The organism is Serratia sp. FS14, assembly GCF_000695995.1.
GTDB classification, from domain to species: Bacteria; Pseudomonadota; Gammaproteobacteria; order Enterobacterales; family Enterobacteriaceae; genus Serratia; species Serratia nematodiphila.
Map to the genome: position 1 here is coordinate 72,901 of NZ_CP005927.1, position 22,295 is coordinate 95,195.

17 protein-coding genes are annotated in these 22,295 nt (G+C 60.9%); 6 read left to right on the forward strand and 11 right to left on the reverse strand.

Annotated features, from left to right (window positions below; all coding sequences use genetic code 11):
- Positions 1–210: 210 nt before the first annotated feature.
- The 5 genes from eno to rlmD all read right to left on the reverse strand — a co-directional run bounded on the left by eno (position 211) and on the right by rlmD (position 8,064).
- A complete protein-coding gene (gene eno / locus L085_RS00370; protein WP_004932670.1) occupies positions 211–1,506 on the reverse strand; it encodes a phosphopyruvate hydratase in 1,296 nt (431 codons plus the stop codon).
- 81 nt (positions 1,507–1,587) lie between these two features.
- Complete coding sequence (gene pyrG / locus L085_RS00375) at positions 1,588–3,225, reverse strand: CTP synthase (glutamine hydrolyzing) (protein WP_004932674.1); 1,638 nt, start codon at positions 3,223–3,225, stop codon at positions 1,588–1,590.
- A gap of 351 nt (positions 3,226–3,576) precedes the next feature.
- On the reverse strand, positions 3,577–4,371 hold the full coding sequence (gene mazG, locus L085_RS00380; protein ID WP_044029672.1) for a nucleoside triphosphate pyrophosphohydrolase: 795 nt from the start codon (positions 4,369–4,371) through the stop codon (positions 3,577–3,579).
- A 102-nt stretch (positions 4,372–4,473) separates the two neighbouring features.
- Positions 4,474–6,705, reverse strand: a complete 2,232-nt coding sequence (gene relA, locus L085_RS00385) for a GTP diphosphokinase (protein ID WP_004932686.1) — start codon at positions 6,703–6,705, stop codon at positions 4,474–4,476.
- A 9-nt stretch (positions 6,706–6,714) separates the two neighbouring features.
- Positions 6,715–8,064 carry a 23S rRNA (uracil(1939)-C(5))-methyltransferase RlmD gene (gene rlmD / locus L085_RS00390; RefSeq protein WP_044029673.1) on the reverse strand — a complete coding sequence of 450 codons (1,350 nt, stop codon included), beginning with the start codon at positions 8,062–8,064 and terminating at the stop codon, positions 6,715–6,717.
- 66 nt (positions 8,065–8,130) lie between these two features.
- Between rlmD and barA the strand changes: the two genes are divergently transcribed.
- The gene (barA, locus tag L085_RS00395) at positions 8,131–10,857 is read left to right on the forward strand and encodes a two-component sensor histidine kinase BarA (RefSeq protein WP_044029674.1); all 2,727 of its coding nucleotides are present in this window, start codon (positions 8,131–8,133) and stop codon (positions 10,855–10,857) included.
- A gap of 68 nt (positions 10,858–10,925) precedes the next feature.
- Here the strand turns inward: barA and degP are convergent, their stop codons facing one another.
- Together degP and dgt are read right to left on the reverse strand one after the other, a co-directional pair.
- Complete coding sequence (gene degP, locus L085_RS00400; RefSeq protein ID WP_044029675.1) at positions 10,926–12,365, reverse strand: serine endoprotease DegP; 1,440 nt, start codon at positions 12,363–12,365, stop codon at positions 10,926–10,928.
- A 181-nt stretch (positions 12,366–12,546) separates the two neighbouring features.
- Positions 12,547–14,064, reverse strand: coding sequence for a dGTPase (gene dgt, locus L085_RS00405; protein WP_044029676.1), 1,518 nt, complete (start codon positions 14,062–14,064; stop codon positions 12,547–12,549).
- A 128-nt stretch (positions 14,065–14,192) separates the two neighbouring features.
- Here dgt and mtnN point away from each other — a divergent pair, with 128 nt between their 5' ends.
- From mtnN to L085_RS00420, 3 genes are read left to right on the forward strand one after another with little or no spacing between them, the layout of a single operon-like run.
- The gene (gene mtnN, locus L085_RS00410; protein WP_015376665.1) at positions 14,193–14,894 is read left to right on the forward strand and encodes a 5'-methylthioadenosine/S-adenosylhomocysteine nucleosidase; all 702 of its coding nucleotides are present in this window, start codon (positions 14,193–14,195) and stop codon (positions 14,892–14,894) included.
- 22 nt (positions 14,895–14,916) lie between these two features.
- Positions 14,917–15,702 carry a vitamin B12 ABC transporter substrate-binding protein BtuF gene (gene btuF, locus L085_RS00415; RefSeq protein WP_044029677.1) on the forward strand — a complete coding sequence of 262 codons (786 nt, stop codon included), beginning with the start codon at positions 14,917–14,919 and terminating at the stop codon, positions 15,700–15,702.
- The gene (locus tag L085_RS00420) at positions 15,702–16,316 is read left to right on the forward strand and encodes a TRIC cation channel family protein (RefSeq protein WP_015376663.1); all 615 of its coding nucleotides are present in this window, start codon (positions 15,702–15,704) and stop codon (positions 16,314–16,316) included. Before btuF ends, L085_RS00420 begins: the two co-directional genes overlap by 1 nt.
- A gap of 126 nt (positions 16,317–16,442) precedes the next feature.
- On the opposite strand, the gene erpA is transcribed toward L085_RS00420, so the two are convergent.
- Together erpA and clcA are read right to left on the reverse strand one after the other, a co-directional pair.
- A complete protein-coding gene (gene erpA, locus L085_RS00425; protein ID WP_004932708.1) occupies positions 16,443–16,787 on the reverse strand; it encodes an iron-sulfur cluster insertion protein ErpA in 345 nt (114 codons plus the stop codon).
- A gap of 89 nt (positions 16,788–16,876) precedes the next feature.
- Positions 16,877–18,316 (reverse strand): H(+)/Cl(-) exchange transporter ClcA, encoded by a 1,440-nt coding sequence (gene clcA / locus L085_RS00430; RefSeq protein WP_033634217.1) that lies wholly within the window; start codon positions 18,314–18,316, stop codon positions 16,877–16,879.
- Between the two features lie 174 nt (positions 18,317–18,490).
- Here clcA and hemL point away from each other — a divergent pair, with 174 nt between their 5' ends.
- Positions 18,491–19,780 (forward strand): glutamate-1-semialdehyde 2,1-aminomutase, encoded by a 1,290-nt coding sequence (gene hemL / locus L085_RS00435; protein ID WP_015376661.1) that lies wholly within the window; start codon positions 18,491–18,493, stop codon positions 19,778–19,780.
- Positions 19,781–19,839: 59 nt separating this feature from the next.
- Here hemL and ampE read toward each other — a convergent pair whose 3' ends face one another.
- Positions 19,840–20,694 (reverse strand): beta-lactamase regulator AmpE, encoded by an 855-nt coding sequence (gene ampE, locus L085_RS00440; RefSeq protein WP_004932714.1) that lies wholly within the window; start codon positions 20,692–20,694, stop codon positions 19,840–19,842.
- Positions 20,694–21,290 (reverse strand): 1,6-anhydro-N-acetylmuramyl-L-alanine amidase AmpD, encoded by a 597-nt coding sequence (gene ampD / locus L085_RS00445; protein WP_044029681.1) that lies wholly within the window; start codon positions 21,288–21,290, stop codon positions 20,694–20,696. The genes ampE and ampD overlap by 1 nt, the downstream gene beginning before the upstream one ends.
- 84 nt (positions 21,291–21,374) lie before the next feature.
- Between ampD and nadC the strand changes: the two genes are divergently transcribed.
- Positions 21,375–22,265 (forward strand): carboxylating nicotinate-nucleotide diphosphorylase, encoded by an 891-nt coding sequence (gene nadC, locus L085_RS00450; RefSeq protein ID WP_004932717.1) that lies wholly within the window; start codon positions 21,375–21,377, stop codon positions 22,263–22,265.
- Positions 22,266–22,295: the final 30 nt, after the last annotated feature.

Sequence of the window (22,295 nt, forward strand, 5' to 3'; positions counted from 1 at the left end):
GCGAAAATAAACTGCCTTATTGGCAGTCTAGTAACGAATAGTTATAAAGCAAATAAAATGGAAATATAAAAAGCGGAGACAAAGTTATGGCAATAAATTTATCCAGTTTAAAGTTACTTTCTTGATAAATAACTCGTAGTTAATATACCGGTTATAACCATAAAAAACCCGCCGCGGCGGGTTTTTATTTAGCAACCGAATCGGTCGAACTTACTGGCCTTTAACTTCTTTCAGGCCGTTGAACGGCGCACGGTCACCCAGCGCTTCTTCGATACGGATCAGTTGGTTGTACTTGGCAACGCGGTCAGAACGGCTCATGGAACCGGTTTTGATCTGGCCAGCCGCAGTACCTACCGCCAGGTCGGCGATGGTCGCGTCTTCGGTTTCACCGGAACGGTGAGAGATCACTGCGGTGTAACCGGCGTCTTTCGCCATCTTGATAGCCGCCAGGGTTTCGGTCAGAGAACCGATCTGGTTGAACTTGATCAGGATGGAGTTAGCGATGCCTTTCTCGATGCCTTCTTTCAGGATCTTGGTGTTGGTCACGAACAGATCGTCGCCAACCAGCTGGATTTTGTCGCCCAGTACTTTGGTCTGGTAAGCGAAGCCCGCCCAGTCGGATTCATCCAGGCCGTCTTCGATAGACACGATTGGGTACTGTTTGGTCAGCTCTTCCAGGAAGTGAGTGAACTCTTCGGAAGTGAAGGCTTTGTTGCCTTCGCCGGCCAGCACGTATTTACCGTCTTTGTAGAATTCGGAAGCCGCGCAGTCCATCGCCAGAGTAACGTCTTTGCCCAGCTCGTAGCCCGCCGCTTTTACCGCTTCAGCGATAACCGCCAGCGCTTCGGCGTTGGAACCCAGGTTTGGCGCGTAGCCGCCTTCGTCGCCCACGGCGGTGTTCATGCCTTTGGCTTTCAGAACTTTCGCCAGGTGGTGGAACACTTCGGAACCGATGCGCACCGCTTCTTTCAGGGTTTTCGCGCCAACCGGCTGAATCATGAATTCCTGAATGTCGACGTTGTTGTCAGCGTGCTCGCCGCCGTTGATGATGTTCATCATCGGCAGTGGCATGGAGAATTTGCCTGGGGTGCCGTTCAGTTCAGCGATGTGCTCGTACAGCGGCATGCCTTTAGAGGCTGCGGCCGCTTTCGCTGCTGCCAGAGAAACCGCCAGAATGGCGTTGGCGCCGAAGTTGGATTTGTTTTCGGTGCCGTCCAGCTCGATCATGATCTTGTCGATGTTCGCCTGGTCTTTGGCATCTTTACCCAGTACTGCCTGAGCAATCGGACCGTTTACTGCAGCAACGGCTTTCAGTACGCCTTTACCCAGGAAACGAGACTTGTCACCGTCACGCAGTTCCAGCGCTTCGCGGGAACCGGTAGAAGCACCTGACGGCGCAGCAGCCAGGCCGACGAAACCGCCTTCCAGATGAACTTCGGCTTCAACAGTCGGGTTACCGCGGGAGTCGATGATTTCACGACCGATGACTTTAACGATTTTGGACATTAGGTTTTCCTCAGTACAAGTTAAACTAAAACTCCAGACAAACAGCGCGCGGTTCTCACCGCGCGCCGCCTACCAAATATGTTATTTCACCTGGCGCTTCTGATGCTCGCCAGCGGCTTTCACGAAGCCGGCGAACAGCGGATGCCCATCACGCGGCGTAGACGTAAATTCCGGGTGGAACTGACAGGCTACAAACCACGGGTGATTCGGCAGTTCAATGATCTCAACCAGCTTGTTGTCGGCGGAACGACCGGCGACACGCAGCCCTGCGGCTTCGATCTGCTTCAACAGCATGTTGTTAACTTCGTAACGGTGACGATGACGCTCGACAATGGTCGGTTCGCCGTACAGCTGGCGCACCAGGCTGTTGTCGCTCAGGTTGCACTGTTGGCCACCTACGCGCATCGTGCCGCCCAAATCGCTTTCTTCGCTGCGCACTTCGACGTTGCCGTCTTCGTCGCGCCATTCGGTGATCAACGCCACCACCGGGTACTTACAGTCTGGCATAAACTCGGTGGAGTTGGCGTTCTCCATCCCCGCCACGTTGCGAGCGAACTCCATCAACGCCACCTGCATGCCCAGGCAAATGCCCAGATAAGGAATGTTGTTCTCGCGCGCATAGCGTGCGGTCATCACTTTGCCTTCCACGCCGCGATAGCCAAAGCCGCCCGGGATCAGGATCGCGTCCAGCCCTTTCAGCACTTCCACGCCGCGGGTTTCCACGTCCTGCGAGTCGATCAGCTTGATGTTCACGGTCAGACGGTTTTTCAGCCCGCCGTGCTTCAGCGCTTCAATCACCGACTTGTAGGCGTCCGGCAGCTCAACGTATTTACCGACCATACCGATGGTCACTTCGCCGCCCGGATTGGCTTCTTCGTAGATAACCTGTTCCCATTCGGCCAGGTTGGCTTCCGGCGCGTTCAGGCTGAATCGTTTACAAATATAATCGTCCAGTCCCTGAGATTTCAATAGGCCTGGGATTTTATAAATAGAATCAACGTCTTTCAGAGAGATAACCGCTTTTTCCGGCACGTTGCAGAAAAGCGCGATTTTAGCGCGTTCGTTAGCAGGAACCGCGCGATCGGAGCGGCAAATCAGCACATCAGGCTGAATACCGATGGAAAGCAGCTCTTTTACGGAATGCTGGGTCGGCTTGGTTTTCACTTCGCCGGCCGCCGCCATGTACGGCACCAGCGTCAAGTGCATGTACAGCGTGTGCTCGCGGCCCACTTCCACCGCCATCTGACGGATGGCTTCGAGGAACGGCAGCGATTCGATATCGCCGACGGTGCCGCCGATTTCCACCAGCACCACATCGTGGCCTTCGCCGCCTTCGATGATGCGCTCTTTGATCGCGTTGGTGATGTGCGGAATGACCTGCACGGTCGCGCCCAGATAGTCGCCGCGGCGTTCTTTACGCAGCACGTCGGAGTAGATGCGGCCGGTGGTGAAGTTGTTGCGACGCGACATTTTGGTGCGAATGAAGCGCTCGTAGTGACCCAAATCCAGATCGGTTTCTGCGCCGTCTTCGGTGACGAAAACTTCCCCATGCTGAATCGGGCTCATGGTGCCCGGATCCACGTTGATGTACGGGTCCAGTTTCATGATGGTAACGTTGAGGCCACGGGCTTCAAGAATAGCCGCCAGAGAGGCTGCGGCAATGCCTTTACCCAGAGAGGATACGACCCCGCCGGTCACAAAAATATAATTAGTTGTCATGCTGAACCTGAGAGTTTAGGTTTAAAGACGATGGAAGAACCAGGACGGGAAAGTAGTATACCCGAACCTCTCCTGACCTACAAACGATCGTTTTGCTGTCCATCATCTCGGCCGCCCTCCCGTGTTCATCAGGGTTTACTCCGCCGGCGCCCCGCAAACCCTCCAGGAAATACAAAGAGTTAGCGGAGAAAATTTCTTTTTACCGCCCCTCAGGAGCGATAAAACGCCTTAGATTTCAGTTTGTTGGCCTTTTGCTGCCGACGGCAGCCATGCGCCTGTGACCTGACTGCAAGCTTAACCGTTTCAGCTTTCGTGAACCTTGTCGTCGATCAACATTGTTGTCGCAGCGATTCAACTTTCCTGGCGTTTCACCTGCTGCCAGGCGTCTTCCATCTGCTCCAGCGTGGCGTCTTCAAGCCGCAGCCCGCGTTGCTGGACGATCGCTTCCACCTGGCGGAAGCGGCGCTCGAACTTGCGGTTCGCCGCCTGCAGCGCGTTCTCCGCCTTGTGCCCCAGATGGCGCGACAGGTTCACCGTGGCGAACAGCAGATCGCCGATCTCCTCTTCCAGCTTGCTCTCATCGACCACAGCCTGGCGGGCTTCGTGCATCACTTCATCGATCTCTTCGTACACTTTGTCCAGCACCGGCCCCAGGGTGTTCCAGTCGAAGCCGACCGAGGCGCAGCGTTTTTGGATTTTGTGCGCCTTCATCAGCGCCGGCAACGCCTGCGGAATGTCGTCCAGCACCGAGTGCAGCGCTTTTTCGGCGCGCTCGCCGGCCTTGAGCTGCTCCCAGCGCGCGGCCACGGCTTCGCTGTCCCCATCCTCGGCGTCGCCGAAGATATGCGGGTGACGGCGCTCCAGCTTATCGCTGATGGCGGTGCACACCTCATCGAAATCGAACAGCCCCTGTTCCTGCCCCATCTGGGCGTAGAACACCACCTGGAACAGCAAATCGCCCAGTTCGTCGCGCAGATCGGCGTAGTCCTGCCGCTCGATGGCGTCCAGCACTTCGTAAGTCTCTTCCAGCGTGTAGGGCGCGATGGTGGCGAAAGTTTGCTTGCGGTCCCACGAGCAACCGACCTGGGGATCGCGCAGCGTTTTCATGATGTTCAGCAGGCGCTGCAGCGGAGTGGATTGGGTCATAAAAAATCTCTGAGAAAGAATGGGGGCGCATGGGAGCGCCCACCGAATGCATGGACCTCGGGCCGTATCGATAGCGCATACGGCCCGAAAGGCGATGTGAGCTTAGTTGCCGTGCAGACGCTTGGCGTCTATCACGTCCGGCAGCTGGTTCAGCTTCGCCAGCACCCGGCTCAGCACCTGCTGGTTGTAGATTTCGATATCCATGTCGATGGTGGCCAACTGTTTCTTGGTGTCGCTGCGGCTGGCAACCCCCAGCACGTTGACCTTTTCGTTGGCCAAAATGGTGGTAATGTCGCGCAGCAACCCGCTGCGATCGTTAGCCATCACGCGCACCACCAGCGAATAACCGCTGGAGTAGCTTTCACCCCATACCGCATCGACGATGCGCTCCGGCGCGTGCGATTGCAAATCGACCAGCTGATCGCAGTCCGCACGGTGGATCGAGATACCGCGCCCCTGGGTGATAAAACCGACGATGTCGTCGCCCGGGATCGGCTGGCAGCAGCGGGCAATGTGGTGCATCAGGTTGCCCACGCCCTCCACCACCACTCGGCCGTTGTCCTTGTTGCGGGCCGGCGGCGGCGCTTTCTGCTGCACCAGCTGGCGCAGCGCCTCGCGATCCTGTTCTTCGGCGCTCGGCTTGTTGAACTTGCCCTGCAGGTAATTCACCATCTGATTCAGGCGAATGTCCCCGCCGCCGATCGCCGCCAATACCTCGTCCAGCGAGTTCATGTTGTAGCGCGGGATCAGCAGCTTTTCGGCCTCTTTCAGGCTGATGCCGAGGTGTTCCAGTTCGTTGTCCAGCATCTGGCGGCCGGCGAGAATGTTCTTGTCGCGATCCTGCTTGCGGAACCAGTTGTGGATCTTCGAGCGCCCGCGGCTGGTGGTGACATACCCCAGGTTTGGGTTCAGCCAGTCGCGGCTCGGGTTCGGCTGTTTCTGGGTGATGATCTCAATCTGATCGCCCATCTTCAACTGATAGGTAAACGGCACGATGCGGCCGCCGATCTTGGCGCCGATACAGCGGTGACCGACGTCGCTGTGAATGTGGTAGGCGAAATCGAGCGGCGTGGAGCCGGCCGGCAGATCCACCACGTCGCCTTTCGGGGTAAATACATAGACCCGATCGTCGAACACCTGGCTGCGCACTTCGTCGAGCATCTCGCCGGAGTCCGCCATTTCTTCCTGCCAGGCGATCAGCTTGCGCAGCCAGGCGATGCGTTCTTCGTAGCCGGAGCGCACGGTCACGCCTGCGCCCTCTTTGTACTTCCAGTGCGCGGCCACGCCCAGTTCGGCGTCTTCGTGCATTTGGCGCGTGCGAATCTGAATCTCTACGGTTTTGCCGCGCGGCCCCAGCACCACGGTGTGGATCGACTGGTAGCCGTTCGGCTTCGGGTTAGCGACGTAGTCGTCGAACTCATCCGGCAAATGGCGGAAGTGGGTATGCACGATGCCCAACGCCGCGTAGCAATCCTGCAGGCGCTCCGCCACGATGCGCACCGCACGCACGTCGAACAGTTCGTCGAACGCCAGGTGTTTTTTCTGCATCTTGCGCCAGATGCTGTAGATGTGTTTCGGCCGGCCGTAGATCTCCACCCGAATGCCTTCGTTGGCCATCTCGGCGCGCAGCCCGGCGACGAAATCGTCGATGAACTGTTCGCGATCGATGCGGCGCTCATGCAACAGCTTGGCGATGCGCTTATATTCTTCCGGATGCAGGTAGCGGAAGCAGAAATCCTCCAGCTCCCACTTCAGCTGGCCGATGCCGAGCCGGTTGGCCAGCGGGGCGTAGATGTTGGAACACTCTTTCGCCGCCAGCACGCGTTCGTCTTCCGGCGCGTCTTTCACCTCACGCAGGTGGGCGATGCGCTCCGCCAGCTTGATGACCACGCAGCGGAAATCCTCCACCATCGCCAACAGCATGCGGCGCACGTTGTCGACCTGTTCGGAGGCCATCGAGTCGTTTTGGGTGGCTTTCAGTTGGCGAATGGCGTCCATGTCACGCACGCCGTGCACCAGCGCGACGATGCCCTTGCCGAACGCTTCGGTCAGGGTCTCTTCCTGCACGATGCCGGCGTCCACCAGCGGGAACAGCAGCGCGGCGCGCATGCTGTCATTGTCCATGCTCAGCGTCGAGAGAATTTCCACCATCTCCAGGCCGCGCCACAGCAGCAACGAGGCGTCAGGATGGTTTTGGGTCTGCTGCTCACAATAACGCCAGGTTGCGGCCAATCGCTCACATGACTGCGGGTTAGGTAGCCCCAAGCCGGCGATCCACTCATCAAGAGCGAACTCACCCGCCGTATTCAGATGTGCACTTCTTACCGCAACCATAACTTCTCCCTACTTTGCAGCGACCTCTGGCGCACGCTCGTTGATAAACAGCGCCATTGATTCAAGATGCCCCGTGTGCGGAAACATATCCAACATCCGCACGCGCGCAAGACGATAACCGGCGTTCAACAGCACGTTGCTGTCGCGAGCCAGCGTGGTGGGGTTACAGGAAACATACACCACCCGCGCCGGCGCCAGTTTTACAATGTGTGACATCACCCCGGCCGCACCGGCGCGGGCGGGATCCAGCATCACCTTATCAAACCCTTGTGCTGCCCAAGGTTGCCGCGCAACGTTGTCCTCCAGATTCTCATGGAAGAACGACGCATTATTCAGCTTATTCTTATGTGCATTATATTGCCCATTCGCTACCAGCGTGGCAACACCTTCGATGCCCACCACCGCGGCGGCGCGGCGCGCCAGCGGCAGGGTGAAATTACCCATGCCGCAGAACAGGTCCAGCACCCGATCATTGGGTTGAATGTCGAGCCATTCAAGGGCCTGCGCCACCATTTGTTGGTTTACGACGTCATTGACCTGAATAAAGTCGCGCGGACTGAAGTCTAAGCGTAGCCCGTCAACCTGATAATACGGCGTTTCACCGCACAGTTTTTCCACCCGTTCGCTGTCCGGCGCCAGATAAACGGCGACCTTTTCCCGCTCGCCAAACGCCAACAGCGCCTGCCGATCCGCCTCTTTCAGCGCGTCGAGATGACGCAGCACCAGCAGCGGGCCGTTATCCGCCAGCACCAGCTCCACATGCCCCAGCCGCCGCACCGCCTGCAGCCCGCTCAGGCAGGCGCGCACCGGCGCCAGCAGCTGCTCCAGCTCCGGCCGCAGCACCGGGCAGTGCTCCACCGCCACCAGCTCGCTGGAGGCCGCCTGCCGAAAGCCCATCATCAGGCGCTGCAGCTTCGGCTGCCATGCCAGGCTCAGGCGGGCGCGGCGGCGATAGCCGTATTCCGGGCCGGCGATCACCGGTTCCTGTTGCGGGGTTACTCCGGTTTCGCGGGCGATCATGCGCACCAGCGCCGCCGCCTTGCTCTGCTGTTGCAGCGCCTCATCCGCATGTTGCTGCTGGCAGCCGCCGCACACGCCGAAATGCGGGCAGCGCGGTTCTACCCGCTGCGGGCTGCGGCTCAGCAGGCGTTTGAGCTTGCCTTTGGCGAACTGACGCTTGTCTTCGGTCAGTTGGATTTCCGCCTGCTCGCCCGGCAATACGCCCGGCACGAACACCGCTTTGCCGTCGTGGCGCGCCACGCCCTGGCCGAAAGGATCGAGATCGCTCACCGTCACGGTGAAGATTTGTGAGCTCTGCCGGGTCGTCACGCGGCGTTTGGGAGAGTAGAATTGCGCCATATTTGTCGATTGTGTGCTGGTTCATTAAGCTAGTGTCAGCTGTCAATTCTCCCACATTGGAATCCCATGACCAAATACAGCCTGCGTGCGCGCATGATGATCCTGATTCTGGCACCGACCTTGCTGATTGGTTTGCTGCTCAGCACCTTCTTCGTGGTGCACCGCTATAACGAGCTGCAGGAACAACTGGTCGACGCCGGCGCCAGCATCATCGAGCCGCTGGCGGTGGCCAGCGAGTACGGCATGACGTTCCGCAGCCGCGAATCGGTCAGGCAGTTGGTCAGCCTGTTGCACCGCCGCCATTCGGACATCGTGCGTTCGATCACCGTGTTCGATGCGCAGAACAATTTGTTCGTCACCTCCAATTATCATCACAACTTCGCTCAGCTGCAGCTGCCGAAAGGCGTGCCGTTGCCCACCGATCTGATGCTCACCCGACGCGGCGATTCGCTGATCCTGCGCACGCCGATCCTGTCGGAAAGCCAGTATCCGGATGAAACCGCCGACGGCGGCAGCCATCCCGACAACAACCTGGGCTATGTGGCGATCGAGCTGGATCTGCAGTCGGTGCGGCTGCAGCAATATAAAGAGGTCTTTGTCTCTACCCTGCTGTTGCTGCTGTGCATGTGTATCGCCATCCTGTTCGCTTACCGGCTGATGCGCGACGTGACCGGCCCGATCCGCAATATGGTGAACACCGTCGACCGCATCCGCCGTGGCCAGCTCGACAGCCGCGTGGAAGGCTACATGCTCGGCGAGCTGCACATGCTGAAAAACGGCATCAACTCGATGGCGATGTCGCTCACCGCCTATCACGAAGAGATGCAGCAGAACATCGATCAGGCCACGTCAGACCTGCGCGAAACGCTGGAGCAGATGGAGATCCAGAACGTCGAACTGGATCTGGCGAAAAAACGTGCGCAGGAGGCGGCGCGCATCAAGTCCGAATTTCTGGCCAACATGTCGCATGAGCTGCGTACTCCGCTCAACGGCGTGATCGGCTTCACCCGCCAGATGCTGAAAACCGATCTGAGCGCAACCCAGACCGACTATTTGCAGACCATCGAGCGCTCGGCCAACAACCTGCTGACCATCATCAACGACGTGCTGGACTTCTCCAAGCTGGAGGCCGGCAAGCTGGTGCTGGAGCATATTCCGTTCGCCCTGCGTGAAACGCTGGACGAAGTGGTGGTGCTGCTGGCGCCCAGCGCCCACGACAAGGGCCTGGAGCTGACGCTGGATGTGCACAACGACGTGCCGGAGCAGGTGATCGGCGACTCGCTGCGCCTGCAGCAAATCATCACCAACCTGCTGGGCAACGCCATCAAATTCACCGAAACCGGCAATATCGACATTCGCGTCGAGCTGCGCAAACAGCTGGAGCGCCGGGTGGAAGTGGAAGTGCAGATCCACGATACCGGCATCGGCATCTCCGAACGCCAGCAGTCGCAGCTGTTCCAGGCATTCCGCCAGGCGGACGCCAGCATCTCCCGCCGCCATGGCGGCACCGGGCTGGGGCTGGTGATCACGCAAAAGCTGGTGAAAGAGATGGGGGGCGATATCTGCTTCCACAGCCAGTTGAACCGCGGCTCGACCTTCTGGTTCCATATCACGCTGGATCTGAATGAGGGCATGCTGTCGCTGGCGCCGAGTCTGCCGGATCTGAACGGCAAAACGCTGGCCTATATCGAGTCCAACCCGACGGCGGCGCAGGCGACGCTCAACATGCTCAGCGTCACGCAGCTGGTGATCACCCACTCGCCGACGCTGGGCCAGCTGCCGCCAAGCCACTATGACTTCCTGCTGGCCGGCGTGCCGATCCCGTTCCGCGACAACATGGCGCAGCATCAGGACAAATTGTTGGCCTCGCTGAAGCTGGCCGATAGGGTCATTCTGGCGCTGCCGTGCCAGGCGCAGATCGATGCCGAGCTGCTTAAACAACAAGGCGCGCTCGGCTGCCTGATCAAGCCGATCACCAGCACGCGTCTGTTCCCTCTGCTGAGAATGGAGGCGCCCGATCGGCTCGCCGCCCCGCCTGAGCGTAAACGTCTGCCGCTGACGGTGATGGCGGTCGACGACAACCCGGCCAACCTGAAGCTGATCGGCACGCTGCTGGGCGAACAGGTGGAAAAAACGCTGCTGTGCGAGAGCGGTGAGGAGGCGCTGGCGCTGGCGCGCAACAACGTGCTGGATCTGATCCTGATGGACATTCAAATGCCGAAGATGGACGGCATTCACGCCAGCGAACTGATCCGCCAACTGCCGCACCACAACTCCACCCCGATCGTCGCCGTCACTGCCCATGCCGCCAGCGGCGAACGCGAGCATCTGCTGCAGGCGGGGATGGACGACTACCTGGCCAAGCCGATCGACGAGAAAATGCTGACCCGCGTGCTGTCGCGCTACCACAGCGGCGACGTGGAAAACGCCGTCGCCGACGATGCCCCGCTGTCGCTCGACTGGCCGCTGGCGCTGCGCCAGGCGGCCAATAAGCCGGATCTGGCGCGCGATCTGCTGCAAATGCTGCTCGATTTCCTGCCGCAGGTGCGCGAACGGGTGCAGGCGCTGCTCGAGGGGCAACACGACGACGAGATCCTCGACCTGGTCCATAAGCTGCACGGCAGCTGCAGCTACAGCGGCGTGCCGCGCCTCAAGCAGCTGTGTTTCTACCTCGAGCGGCAGCTGCGCCAGGGCATCACCAACGACGAACTGGAGCCGGAGTGGCTGGAGCTGTTGGATGAGATTGAACTGGTGATCCACGCGGCGCGCGTGCATCTGGCGCAACCGGCCTGAATCCTCAGGCCATAATGCAAAAAGGCACGCCATAGCGTGCCTTTGTTGCTTTTAGCGCCTGACGTTTATCACTGCGCCAGCAGGTACAGCTGGCTATCGCCGCGCTGAATATTCAACGCCAGCACCGACGGCTTGCTGTCGAGGATTTTACGCAGCTCGCCCAGGTTCTGGATCGGCTGTTGGTTCACGCCCAGGATCACGTCGCCCTTTTTCAGGCCGATGCGCGCGGCGGCGCTGCCGGCTTTCACGCTGTCGACCTTGACGCCTTTCACGTTGCCGACCTGGGCATTGCTCAGCTCGGCGCCTTCAATGCCGGTGTAGATATTGCCCGAGGCCACCTGGGTCTGCGCGCTTTGCTCCAGCGTGACGTCAATGGTCACCGGTTTGCCGTCGCGGATAATGCCCAGCGACATCTTGCTGCCGACCGGCAGCGTGCCGATCTCTGCCCGGAACGAGGCGAAGCTGGAGATGGCCTTGCCGTTCATGGTGACGATCACGTCACCGGCTTTGATGCCCGCCTTCGCGGCGGAAGACTTCGGCACCACCTGGCTGACGAAAGCGCCGCGCTGCGCGTCGACCTTCATCGCCTTGGCCAGCTCAGAGTTAAGCTCGGTGCCCATGATGCCGAGCTCGCCGCGTTTCACTTGGCCATACTCGACCATTTGCGCCGTCAGGTTTTTCACCATGTTGCTCGGAATGGCGAAGCCGATGCCGATGTTGCCGCCGTCCGGCGCCAGGATCGCGGTGTTGATGCCGATCAGCTCGCCGTTCAGGTTAACCAGCGCGCCGCCGGAGTTGCCGCGGTTGATCGCCGCATCGGTCTGGATAAAGTTTTCGTAGTTTTCGATATTCAGGCCGCTGCGCCCCAGGGCGGAAACGATGCCCGAGGTGGCGGTTTCGCCCAGCCCGTAGGGGTTGCCGATCGCTACGGTGTAATCGCCGACGCGCAGCTGATCGGAATCCGCCATCTTGATCGCCGTCAGGTTCTTGAAGTCTTTCAGCTGGATCAGGGCGATGTCGGAACGCGGATCCTTGCCGATCACCTTGGCGTCGAAACGGCGGCCGTCGCTCAGCTGCACCTGGATCTTGTTGGCGTTATCCACCACGTGGTTATTGGTCACCACATAGCCCTTGGCGGCATCGATGACCACCCCGGCGCCCAGCGCCTGGAATTTCTGCTGCGTGCCCTGCGGCTGGCCATCCGGCCCAGGCTGTTCACCGCCCTGACACATCGGCGAGCCCTGGAACGGCGAACCGTCCTGGCAGAACGGCGAATCTTCACCGAAGAACTGTTGGAACTGCTGCGGCATGCGCGGCGTATTGACCGTGGTGCTGCCCTCAACGTTAATGCTCACCACGGAAGGCATTACCTTTTCCAGCATCGGCGCCAGGCTCGGCAACTGCTGGGTGCTGGAAGAGGCGGTTTCAGCGGCGCTGGCCGTCACCGGGCCCATCGCCATGCCGATGCTGAATGCCAATGCGCTCAGAACTAATGCGGTTTTTTTCATCTGTGTGTCTCTTATAAAGTCGTTCAAAAAAGAATGGCCGTCTTGCGTGCTTATTCAGAGTTAATTAATAGCCTGAAGTTCCGGCGCAGATGATTGGCAATAGTAAACAAATATTGTCCGTCTTTACAAAAATCAAGACAGCCAACCGGTTGGAATTGCTGATAATTATTCCTCAGCTTAATTATTCCGCCGCCATTAATCGACGATATTCATCATAGGCATAAAGGTCGGTCATTCCGCTGATATAGTCCTGCAATAAACGCGCGCGGAAATAATATTCCCGAATGGCTTGCTGCTCCGGCGATAAATGCTGCAGCCCTTCTACCGCCTCCGCATACGCCAGCCGATGCTTGGTGGACAGCTTGTGGAACAGGCGCGTTTCGATCGGGTAAGCGCGGTGGCTGTCCTCACGCACCAGCAGGCTGAAGTCCGCCAGCGACATCGCCAACAGCGGGCTGTAAATGTCCAGCAGGCCGCTGATCACCCGGTAGCCTTGCAGCTCGAGCTGTTCGACCTCCGGGTGGTTGAACACATGCTTGAACGCCACATTTTTAAATATTTTCAGCAGCCGGTAGGCCGGGCTGGAATCCTCCAGCAGCGCCTGATTGAAGCTGCCCTGATAAACCGCGTCCAGATTGTCGATAAAGCGCTGCGCCGCGTGCGGCACCAGCCGCGCCACGGTGAACACCCGCAGATACATGAAGAACTGATCTTCCGCGCTGCGCCGCGCGCCGCCGCGATCGATCTTGCGAAACGCGCTGGCGACGGTCTTGTCGAACAGATCGCCCGGCGCCACCTCGCCCCACTCCTGAATCAGGTGCTGATACAGCTGCTCGACGGTGAAAATGCTCTTCTCCACCGCGTCTTCCAGATCGGCCACGCAGTAAGAGATATCATCGGCGGCCTCCATAATGTAGGTCAGCGGGAAACGATCGAACTCGCCCATATGCAGCTCACGCCGCAGCCGATCGACGAAGGCCTCTTCCGCCAGATAGTAGCCGGGCTTTTTCATCAGGTAACTGTGGCTGGCGGGGATGTCGCTCGCCCAGTAGGCCGGGCGGGTGTATTTCAGAATGCAGCCGACCTGCGCGTAGGTCAGGTTGAGTTTCAACAGGCTGTACACCATGCGGATCGCCTGGGCGTTGCCCTCGAAGTGGCTGAGATCCTGACGGATCCGGCTGCGCAGCCGGTTCAGATCGCTCTCCCCTTCATGCAGGCGCAGCGTCGCCACCTGGCAGCGATCGTGGCTGCCCGGCTCGCTACCGCAGCTGGCGGGATCGAGCCGCTGGGCAAACCAGTCATTGATCGCCGATTCGCCGAAGTGACCGAACGGCGGATTGCCGATGTCGTGCATCAGGCAGGCCATTTCCACGATGCTTTCAAACGGATCGAGCAGCCGGGTCAGGCCGAGTTCGTCGATCTTCCCCGCCTGTTTGAAGCGGTTGAGGATCTCTTTGGCGATATGGCGCCCGACCTGCTGCACCTCCATCGAGTGCGTCAGGCGACTGCGCACCGCCGCGTTGCGCTCCAGCGGAAATACCTGAGTTTTTTGCTGCAGACGGCGAATGGCCGCCGAGTTGACGATGCGCCCGCGATCGCTCTCGAACTGCCGCACGATGTCGTACTCTTCCTCGGCCTCGATCGGTTTGCTGAAAGGCCGTTGGAAGCTGATTTTTTGCTTGAAGTCGATCCCGGACATCTGTTTCTCCGCCGTTGCGCCCTGCCCCGTGATAACAATTCCCGGCGGCGGATGCAACGCATTATCTCTCTTACACAGCCATGATAGACTATGCCGCAATTCTCACGGCCAATCAGCGAGTGTTATTTATGAAAGTAGGCATCATCGGCGCAATGGAGCAGGAAGTCACCCTGCTGCGCGATCAAATCGAAAACCGTCAAACCATCCAGCGCGCGGGCTGCGAAATCTACACCGGCCAGATCGGCGGCGTTGACGTGGCCCTGCTGAAATCCGGCATCGGCAAAGTCTCTGCGGCCATGGGCACCACCCTGCTGCTGGAGCACTGCAGCCCCGACGTGGTGATCAATACCGGCTCCGCCGGCGGCCTGGCCAGCACGCTGCGCGTGGGCGATATCGTGGTGTCGGAAGAAGTGCGCTACCACGACGCCGACGTCACCGCCTTCGGCTACGAGCCGGGCCAGATGGCCGGCTGCCCGGCGGCGTTCGTCGCCGACGACGCGCTGATCGCGCTGGCGGAAAGCTGCATCAAACAGCTGGATCTGCACGCGGTGCGCGGCCTGATCTGCAGCGGTGACGCCTTCATCAACGGCGCCGAACCGCTGGCGCGCATCCGCGCCACCTTCCCGAGCGTCGCCGCCGTGGAAATGGAAGCCGCGGCTATCGCCCACGTCTGCCATCTGTTCGGCACGCCGTTCGTGGTGGTGCGCGCCATTTCCGACGTCGCCGACAGCGAATCGCACATGAGCTTTGACGAGTTCCTGGTGGTAGCGGCCAAGCAGTCCACGCTGATGGTCAACGCCATGCTGCAAACCCTGGCCAAGCGCGGTTGATGTGAGACTGCGCTTCACCTCGATGTTCTGCCTGTTGGCGCTCTGGCTGGCTCTGCCGGCCGGCGCCGCGCAGCGGGTGATCAGCCTGGCGCCCAACGCCACCGAACTCGCCTATGCCGCCGGCATGGGCGATGTGCTGGTGGCGGCGAGCGCCTATTCCGATTACCCGCCGCAGGCCGCCAGGCTGGAGCAGGTGGCCTCCTGGCAGGGCATCAATCTGGAGCGGGTGCTGGCGCTCAAGCCGGATCTGATCCTCGCCTGGCGCGGCGGCAATCCGCAACGCGCGTTGGATCAGCTCGCCGCGTTCGGCATCCCGATCTTCTATGCGGACGCCGACAATCTCGAAGGGATCGCCGGCTTGCTGGACAAGCTGGCGCGCTACAGCCCGCACCCGGACCAGGCGCATCAGGCCGCAGAAGGCCTTCGCCGCCAGTTCGCCGCTCTCAGGCAACAGTACGCCACTAACGTGCCACGCCGTGTGTTGCTGCAGTTCGGCACCCAGCCGCTGTTCACCAGCTCCGGCGCCACGCTGCAAAGCCAGGTGCTGGCGCTGTGCGGCGGGCAGAACGTCTTCGCCGACAGCCGCACCCCTTGGCCGCAGATCAGCCGCGAGCAGGTACTGGCGCGTCAGCCGCAGGCCATCGTCATCACCGGCGGCGCGAAAGAGGCCGCCAATGTGAAAGCCTTCTGGGCGCCGCAGCTGCAGGTGCCGGTGATCGCGCTGAACGAAGACTGGTTCAATCGCGGCGGGCCGCGCATCCTGTTGGCGGCGCAGCAGCTGTGCCGCCAGCTGGCGGAGATCCGCTGATGCTGGTGTTCTGGCTGGATATTCTCGGCACGGCGGTGTTCGCCGTCTCCGGCGTGCTGCTGGCCGGCAAGCTGCGCATGGATCCGTTCGGCGTGCTGGTATTGGGCGTGGTCACCGCGGTCGGCGGCGGCACCATCCGCGACATGGCGCTGGCCAACGGCCCGGTATTCTGGGTCAAGGATCCCACCGATCTGGTGGTGGCGATGATCACCTGCGTCTTGACGCTGCTGCTGGTGCGCCAGCCGCGCCGCCTGCCGAAGTGGGTGCTGCCGGTGCTCGACGCCGTCGGGCTGGCGGTGTTCGTCGGCATCGGCGTCAACAAGGCCTTCGCGGCCGGCACCGGCCCGCTGGTGGCGATCTGCATGGGGGTGATCACCGGCGTCGGCGGCGGCATTATCCGCGACGTGCTGGCGCGCGAGATCCCGATGATCCTGCGCACCGAAATTTACGCCACCGCCTGCATCATCGGCGGCATCGTGCACGCCACGGCGTTTTACACCTTCAATATGCCGCTGCAACAGGCCATGATGCTGGGCATGCTCATTACCCTGGCCATTCGGCTGGCGGCCATCCGCTGGCATCTCAAGCTGCCCGCCTTTATTCTCGAACGCTGAGCAGCCGCGCATCACTCGCGGCCGGCCGGCGCAGGAGAACGGCACGGCAGTGATCCTCGTGGAATGGTAGGCATAAAAAAACCCGCCAGCCGTAAGGCGAGCGAGTTGACATTCTGGCAGGCAAACTCAGATGCTGAACGACGAACCGCAACCGCAGGTGGTTTTGGCATTCGGGTTGGTCACCACAAAGCGCGACCCTTCCAGCCCTTCGGTGTAGTCCACCGAACCGCCGACCAGGTACTGCAGGCTCATCGGATCGACCACCAGCGCCACGCCCTGCTTCTCGATGGTCATATCGCCATCGTTGACCTTGTCGTCAAAAGTGAAGCCGTATTGGAATCCGCTGCAGCCGCCGCCGGTAATATAAACCCGCAACTTCAGGTTCGGGTTTTCTTCGTCAGCAATCAGGAACTTAACCTTGTTTGCTGCTGCCTCGGTAAATTGCAGGGGCAGTGCCGTTTGATCACTCATACTCTTTACTCCCAACATTGTTCAGCATCAGATCGCGACTATGGCTGCCTGATTAATATTAACGATTATCCGATACCTGAGTGTTGCGTTCAAGTATTCACCGCATTTGTTGTATTTTCCTTACTTGTTTTCTGCGCCGCCTCCCGCGCCAGCTGCGCCTCCTGCTTTTGCAGCGTGCGGGCCAGGATCGACGAATACAGCGGCTTGCCGCCGAGCAGCTGCGCCACCACCGTGGCGCCGAGGCAGGTGATGATCATCGGTAAAATAAGTTGGTAGTTGTCGGTCATTTCCAGCACCAGCACGATGCCGGTCAGCGGGGCGCGCACCGTGGCGGCGAACAGCGCCCCCATGCCGGCGATGGCGAAGGTGCCCGCCTCGATGCCGTACTGCGGGAACAGATGCGCCCCCGCCAGCCCGAAGGCGGTGCCGAACAGCGTGCCCAACGCCAGCATCGGCGCGAAGATGCCGCCCGGCGCGCCGGAACCGAAACACAGCAGCGTGGTGAAGATGCGGGTGATAAAGATAAACATCAACATGCCGACGCTGTAGTTGCCCGCCGCGGCGATCGGGATCAGCCCAAAGCCGCCGCCCGCTGCCTCCGGCTGGATCAGTCCCAGAATGCCGCACACGCCGCCGAGCAGCCCGCCCATCAGCAAGACATTGCGCATTCTGCCGCCGTGCAGGCGTGCGAACATGTCCTGAGTGCGAAAGATCAGCGCGTTGAACCCCACGCCCACCGCGCCGAAGATTGCCCCCAATACCAGATAGAGCCACAGGGTATTGATGGGCGCCGAAGAAAGTTTGTCGACCGCGATCACCGCCCCCTGGCCGTTAAACAGCTGGAACACCACGCTCGACATGATAACGCCGATAAACACCGCTTTAATCGAGATCAGGTTGTAGCGGAACTGCGGCCGCATCTCTTCGATGATGAACAGGATGCCGGCCAGCGGCGCGTTGAACGCGGCGGACAAGCCGGCGGCGGCCCCGGTCGCCAGCAACGTATGACGCGCCTCGGCGCCGCGAATGCGCAACACGTCCAATACCATGCGCCCGACGTTGCCGCCCATCTGCACCGTGGGCCCTTCGCGCCCCAGCACCATGCCCGCCCCCAGCGTGCCCATGCCGCCGATGAATTTCACCGGGATCACGCGCCACCAGCGTACCGGCCGCAGCTCTTCCAGCGCGCCTTCGATTTCCGGAATGCCCGAGCCGCCCGCCTCAGGCGCAAAGCGCCGCACCAGGTAATAGCCCAGCGCCGCCAGCGCGGCGGACAGGATAAACGCCAGGGGCCACACCAGAAGCCAGGAGTCGGCGACCTGCGCCAGCGAAGCCAGCCGCTGCTGCTGCACCCACTCCACCGCTTTATCGAAGGCCACGCCGAGCAAACCGGCCAGCGCCCCCACCAGCGCGGCCATCACCAGGATCGCCACCGGGGTTTTATCGCGGCGAATAAACTGACGCACCGCATCGCTGCGGCGCAGACGCGGGCTCAACGTCCCTACGGGCTGTGATTGTGATTCTGTCATCGCGAGTGATTCGTCAGGTAATTTGTAATACAAATAGGCAGAGCGATAATTCTACCCCAACCTGGCGGCGGACGCTGCCGTTAATGGTATCTGACTGTGATCGTTTCATAACGCGGCGCTCTCCTCTAGAATAGCGCGGTCAAATCATTCAAAAGAGAATCCAGGAGCCGATTTATGAGCCTACACAGCAAGTCCGAAAGTCTGTACGCCCAGGCGCAACAGTTGATCCCCGGCGGGGTAAACTCTCCGGTGCGTGCATTCACCGGCGTGGGCGGTGTGCCGCTGTTTATCGAGCGGGCAGACGGGGCTTACCTGTTCGATGCCGACGGCAAGGCCTATATCGACTATGTCGGTTCCTGGGGGCCGATGGTGCTGGGGCATAACCACCCGGCGATCCGCGACGCGGTAATCGAAGCGGCGCAGCGCGGCCTGAGCTTCGGCGCGCCGACCGAGATGGAAGTCAAAATGGCGCAGCTGGTCACTGAGCTGGTGCCGACGATGGATATGGTGCGCATGGTGAACTCAGGCACCGAAGCCACCATGAGCGCCATCCGCCTGGCGCGCGGCTACACCAACCGCGATAAAATCATCAAGTTCGAAGGCTGCTATCACGGCCACGCCGACTGCCTGCTGGTGAAAGCCGGCTCCGGCGCGCTGACCCTCGGCCAGCCGAACTCACCGGGCGTGCCGGCCGACTTCGCCAAGCACACTCTGACCTGCACCTATAACGATCTGGATTCGGTGCGCGCCGCCTTCGAACAGTACCCGTCCGAAATCGCCTGTATCATCGTCGAGCCGGTCGCCGGCAACATGAACTGCGTGCCGCCGCTGCCGGAATTCCTGCCGGGCCTGCGCGCCCTGTGCGACAAGTACGGCGCGCTCTTGATCATCGACGAAGTGATGACCGGCTTCCGCGTGGCGCTGGCCGGCGCGCAATCCTATTACGGCGTAGAGCCTGATCTGACCTGCCTCGGCAAAATCATCGGCGGCGGCATGCCGGTGGGCGCCTTCGGCGGCCGTCGCGAGGTGATGGACGCGCTGGCGCCGACCGGCCCGGTCTACCAGGCCGGCACCCTGTCCGGCAACCCGATCGCCATGGCGGCGGGCTACGCTTGTTTGACCGAAGTCTCACAGGTCGGCGTGCACCAGACGCTGACCGAACTGACCGAAATGCTGGCCGCTGGCCTGCTGCACGCGGCGCAGGAAGAGAATATTCCGTTGGTGGTCAACAACGTCGGCGGCATGTTCGGCCTGTTCTTCACCGACGCGCCGGCGGTCACCTGTTACCAGGACGTGATGCAGTGTGACGTGGAACGCTTCAAGCGCTTCTTCCACCTGATGCTGGAAGAAGGGGTGTATCTGGCACCGTCCGCCTTCGAAGCGGGCTTCATGTCCGTGGCGCACAGCAAGGAAGACATCCAGCGCACCATCGACGCCGCGCGTCGCTGCTTCGCCAAGCTGTAATCCCGGCCGAATGGCCAAAAAAACGGGCGCCTCGGCGCCCGTTTTTTTTTCTCAGCGGCTTAAAGCAGCGTGCCGTAAATGGTCAACAGCGCCACCACCACCACGATGATCATCGTCACCTTGCGCGCCAGCGTCACCGCCGCCCGCGGCGTTTGCACCGGATCCATATGCGGATCGCGCGCCAGCGAGAACTGGGCCAGCCGCGTCAGCACCTGATACGACGACGAATGCCGATCCCCCAGCGAGGCGAACCAGGCCGGCAATGCGCGTTCGCCGTGGCCAAACAGCGCGTAGGCCACTCCAGCCAAACGCACCGGGATCCAGTCCAGCCAGTTCAGCAGGTGATCGATGCCCGATTGCGAACGCTCCAGCGGCGTATTGTGGCGCGCCAGCCAGGTTTGATAGGCGCGCAGGAAGGCATACCCCGCCAGCGCAATCGGCCCGTACGGCCCAAAGACCACAAACCAGAACAGCGGTGCCAGGTAATAACGGAAGTTAATCCACAGCAGCGCGTTTTGCAGTTCGCGCAGGCGCAGCTCTTCGCTGCAGTCCACCGGCAAACCGTGGATCAACGCCAGCTCTTCCGCCATCTGATCGCTGGCGTGGATATCCCCCTGCCGCGCCGCTTTCAGGTAGGCGCGGTAGTGTTTGCGCTTGATGCCGGCGCCGACGCACAGCAGATCGATGACGATCCACAGCAGCAGCGTCACCACGCCGAAGAACAGCCCGTGCGACAACCACAGAACGCCCCAGACGATCACCATCCAGGCGGCGGTCATCGCCAGCGTCTGTGCCAGCGAAACCCGATGCAGCCGCTGAAATACCACTTCGAGGCGATGATCCAGCTGCCAGTGTTCTCCCAGCTTGAACAGGCGCTCCCAGGCCAAAACCAGCAACAGCGTAAACAGCGTCATTAGCGATTCCTCTCCCTTTTTCTTGTCTCAAGCATAGCGTCGGCGGGCGCGCCGCGTTGTTCCAGAGATGCCAGATAGCGATCCCAATCGAACACCGGCCCGGGATCGGTCTTGCGGCCGGGGGCGATATCGCAATGCCCGGCGATATTGGCCGCCAGCGGCGGATAACGTTCGGCCAGCAGCGCGGTTACCGCCTGCAGCGTGCGATATTGCGCTTCGGTGTAGGGTAACTGGTCAGTGCCTTCCAGCTCGATGCCGATGGAGAAATCGTTGCACCGCTCACGTCCCTGATACAGGGAAACGCCCGCGTGCCAGGCGCGCTGGTCGAAAGGCACATACTGCACTATCGCCCCGTCGCGGCGAATCAGGCAATGCGCCGACACCCGCAGCTGATGGATCTCGGCGAAATAAGGGTGCTGCGCAGGGTCGAGCGTGCCGGTGAACAGCTGGTCGATATAGGGGCCACCGAACTCGCCGGGCGGCAAGCTGATGTTGTGGATGACCAGCAACGAGGGGAGCTCGTCATCCGGGCGCCGATCGCAGTGCGGCGAGAGCACTCGCGTCGCCCCGACAATCCAGCCATTTTCCAACTGCATCAGACACCTCTCTGCGGTGGTACTTATTCCTGCAACAGAGTAGCATGTTCCCCTACGATCTAACCGTCCATTTCGGAGTTTTCCATGCCGACACGCCGCTACAGTGCCGACAGTCGCCGCACCGAGCTTCTTGAACGAATTGAAAGTGATATTCCCTATGCCGTCGCCCAGGCGCTGCGCGAAGACCTGGGGGGTGAAGTCGACGCCGGGCGCGATATTACCGCGCAATTGTTACCGGCAGACAAACAGGCCGAAGCCACCGTCATCACCCGCGAAGCCGGCGTGTTCTGTGGCCGTCGCTGGCTGAACGAAGTCTTTATTCAGTTGGGCAATCAGGTGCAGGTGGAGTGGCTGGTGGCGGACGGCGACCGTCTGACGCCGAACCAACCGCTCTGCCGGCTGCGCGGCCCGGCGCGGGTGATGCTGACCGGCGAGCGCACCGCGCTGAACTTCGTGCAGACGCTCTCCGGCGTGGCGACCGAAGTCAGCCGCTACGTGGCCCTGCTGGAAGGCACCCGGACTCGCCTGCTCGATACCCGCAAGACCTTACCCGGCCTGCGCACCGCGCTGAAATACGCCGTGCTGTGCGGGGGCGGCAGCAACCACCGGCTGGGGCTGTCCGATGCCTTCCTGATCAAGGAAAACCACATCATCGCCTCCGGTTCTATCAAGAACGCGGTGGAAAAAGCCTTCTGGCTGCACGCCGACGTGCCGGTGGAAGTGGAAGTCGAGTCGCTCGATGAACTGCAGCAGGCGCTGGATGCCGGCGCCGACATCATCATGCTGGACAACTTCAGCGTAGAGATGATGCGTCAGGCGGTCGCACAAACCCAGGGCCGCGCCCAGCTGGAAGTGTCCGGCAACGTCACCCGCGAGACGCTGCGCACCTTCGCCGAGACCGGCGTGGATTACATTTCGGTCGGCGCGCTGACCAAGCATGTGACCGCGCTCGATCTGTCGATGCGCTTCAAATGATCCCCTCGCCCCCGGCCGCTGCCGGGGGCG

Bases quoted from the DNA above. Each gene is read 5' to 3' on its own strand.
- erpA (WP_004932708.1), bottom strand. From the start codon at position 16,787: ATGAGTGATCAAACGGCACTGCCCCTGCAATTTACCGAGGCAGCAGCA.
- rlmD (WP_044029673.1), bottom strand. From the start codon at position 8,064: ATGGCGCAATTCTACTCTCCCAAACGCCGCGTGACGACCCGGCAGAGC.
- dgt (WP_044029676.1), bottom strand. From the start codon at position 14,064: ATGTCCGGGATCGACTTCAAGCAAAAAATCAGCTTCCAACGGCCTTTC.
- hemL (WP_015376661.1), top strand. From the start codon at position 18,491: ATGAGCCTACACAGCAAGTCCGAAAGTCTGTACGCCCAGGCGCAACAG.
- mtnN (WP_015376665.1), top strand. From the start codon at position 14,193: ATGAAAGTAGGCATCATCGGCGCAATGGAGCAGGAAGTCACCCTGCTG.
- mazG (WP_044029672.1), bottom strand. From the start codon at position 4,371: ATGACCCAATCCACTCCGCTGCAGCGCCTGCTGAACATCATGAAAACG.
- clcA (WP_033634217.1), bottom strand. From the start codon at position 18,316: ATGACAGAATCACAATCACAGCCCGTAGGGACGTTGAGCCCGCGTCTG.
- ampE (WP_004932714.1), bottom strand. From the start codon at position 20,694: ATGACGCTGTTTACGCTGTTGCTGGTTTTGGCCTGGGAGCGCCTGTTC.
- nadC (WP_004932717.1), top strand. From the start codon at position 21,375: ATGCCGACACGCCGCTACAGTGCCGACAGTCGCCGCACCGAGCTTCTT.
- degP (WP_044029675.1), bottom strand. From the start codon at position 12,365: ATGAAAAAAACCGCATTAGTTCTGAGCGCATTGGCATTCAGCATCGGC.
- ampD (WP_044029681.1), bottom strand. From the start codon at position 21,290: ATGCAGTTGGAAAATGGCTGGATTGTCGGGGCGACGCGAGTGCTCTCG.
- L085_RS00420 (WP_015376663.1), top strand. From the start codon at position 15,702: ATGCTGGTGTTCTGGCTGGATATTCTCGGCACGGCGGTGTTCGCCGTC.
- relA (WP_004932686.1), bottom strand. From the start codon at position 6,705: ATGGTTGCGGTAAGAAGTGCACATCTGAATACGGCGGGTGAGTTCGCT.
- pyrG (WP_004932674.1), bottom strand. From the start codon at position 3,225: ATGACAACTAATTATATTTTTGTGACCGGCGGGGTCGTATCCTCTCTG.
- eno (WP_004932670.1), bottom strand. From the start codon at position 1,506: ATGTCCAAAATCGTTAAAGTCATCGGTCGTGAAATCATCGACTCCCGC.
- barA (WP_044029674.1), top strand. From the start codon at position 8,131: ATGACCAAATACAGCCTGCGTGCGCGCATGATGATCCTGATTCTGGCA.
- btuF (WP_044029677.1), top strand. From the start codon at position 14,917: ATGTTCTGCCTGTTGGCGCTCTGGCTGGCTCTGCCGGCCGGCGCCGCG.